This is a genomic window from Clostridium sp. (assembly GCF_051650885.1).
GTDB lineage: Bacteria > Bacillota > Clostridia > Clostridiales > Clostridiaceae > Clostridium.
In genome coordinates, this window is sequence record NZ_JBOFRG010000080.1 from 1 (window position 1) to 1,791 (window position 1,791).

The 1,791-nt window shown below is 28.4% G+C and carries 2 protein-coding genes; both read left to right on the plus strand.

The window, feature by feature from the left end:
• Positions 1 to 356 (plus strand): hypothetical protein (locus ACRC28_RS03985; RefSeq protein ID WP_438542159.1); only part of this gene is annotated, 356 nt, incomplete at its 5' end.
• Positions 357 to 368: 12 nt separating this feature from the next.
• On the plus strand, positions 369 to 1,791 hold a 1,423-nt coding region (locus tag ACRC28_RS03990; RefSeq protein ID WP_438542160.1), incomplete at its 3' end, for a glycosyltransferase family 2 protein.

Below are 1,791 nucleotides of genomic sequence, written 5' to 3' on the forward strand. Positions count from 1 at the left end.
TAAAATCAGGAAATAAAACTATTAAAGATAGCCTTCAAATGGGTGCTAAAATAGTTGAATGCAAAAGCGAAAACCTTGAAAAGCTTATTTCAAAACATTTAAAAACAAAGTGGATATTAACTCTTAGAGAAGATGAAATACTTCCATATGGGCAACAATCATTTTTAGCAGATATTTTAGAAGATGAAAAAGATAAATGTGCATTTATGGTAGAAATTTTAGATGTTAAAACAAATGAAATGCGAGTAGAAGAAAGATTGATTCTTAGAAATGTTTTAAAAACAAAAATTCAAAAAAATATAGATGATTATGATGTAAAAGACATAGATATAACAATATATGAAAATTATTTATAGAGGGGGAAGCTTATGCCAAAAATAGAATGGGAAAAGTTCAAAGGGAAAAAAATATTAATAGGTAGTCCTGTTTGTCAGGAAAAAGATATTCTTAAAGAATTTTTACAATCACTTAGAGAACTTGATACTGAGGAACTTATTATAGGCTATTGTTTTGTAGACGATAATAAAGAAGAGGCTTCAAGTGAATTATTAAAAGAATTCAGTATTGAAAAAGATGATGTTACTCTTTTAGATGTAAATGTAGGAAAAGATATTGATAAAGAATATGTTTGTGATGATTATACTCATAGATGGAATGAAGATTTAGTTGAAAAGGTTACTAGATTTAAAAATGGAATTATAAACTATGCATTAGAAAAAGATTATGATTATATCTTTTTTATAGATTCTGATATAGTTCTTAATCCACTAAGCTTAAAATCACTTTTATCAAGAGATAAAGATATTTTATCAAATATTTTCTGGACAAAATGGAGTCCGGATGGACAAGACCTTCCACAGGTTTGGTTAAAGGATGCTTATACTTTATATGAAGCAAATATGATAAAGCCTATAAGCCAACAGGAAGCAGGTCAACAAATAAATGAATTTTTAACAATGTTAAGAAAGCCTGGGGTTTATAAAGTTGGAGGATTAGGGGCATGTACCTTAATAAAAAGAAAGCCTTTAGAAGACGGTGTAAACTTTACTAAAATTTATAATCTTTCATTTTGGGGAGAAGATAGATTCTTCTGTATAAGAGCTGTTGCCTTTGGTTATGAACTATTCGTTGATACTCATTATCCAGCATATCATATTTATAGAAGCACTGATTTAGCAGGAGTAACTGCTTTTAAGGATGGTTGCAAGAATAGGGATTATGATATTTTAGGATATGAAATGATTGATTTAGTTACAGAGTTCTTAAAAGGATATTATAATTATTCATATAGAGAAGAAATGGATTATTCGTGGCTTAATTTAGTATTACCTGAAGAAGGAGATAGACTTAAAAACCTTAGAGAACTTGAGGAAAAATCAATATTAAATGGTAAAGTTATATCAAAGCATAGAGTAGATGAATGGAGACTATCATTTTTCTCTGATAGAACAAAGATAGCATTAAACTTTAAGCTTGTGGTAGAAGGTATCAGAAATTCATATAGCTTTAATAATGCTGGTGCATATGTTGCAGTATTAAGAGAAACAAAAATGGGATGGAAAATTGAATCAATAAAAAAAGAAAGTCCAATTGTACTATCGCCAACACCGCTTTTAAGACGTGTTAGAGATGAAAATAAATTAACTTTATCAATGGTTGTAAAAAATGAAGAAGGAAGATATTTAGAAAGAGTGCTAGAGCAAAACAAAGATGTAATAACTAATGCTGTTATTATAGATGATGGTAGTACTGATAAAACTAAAGATATTATAAAAGATATTCTAGGTTCTA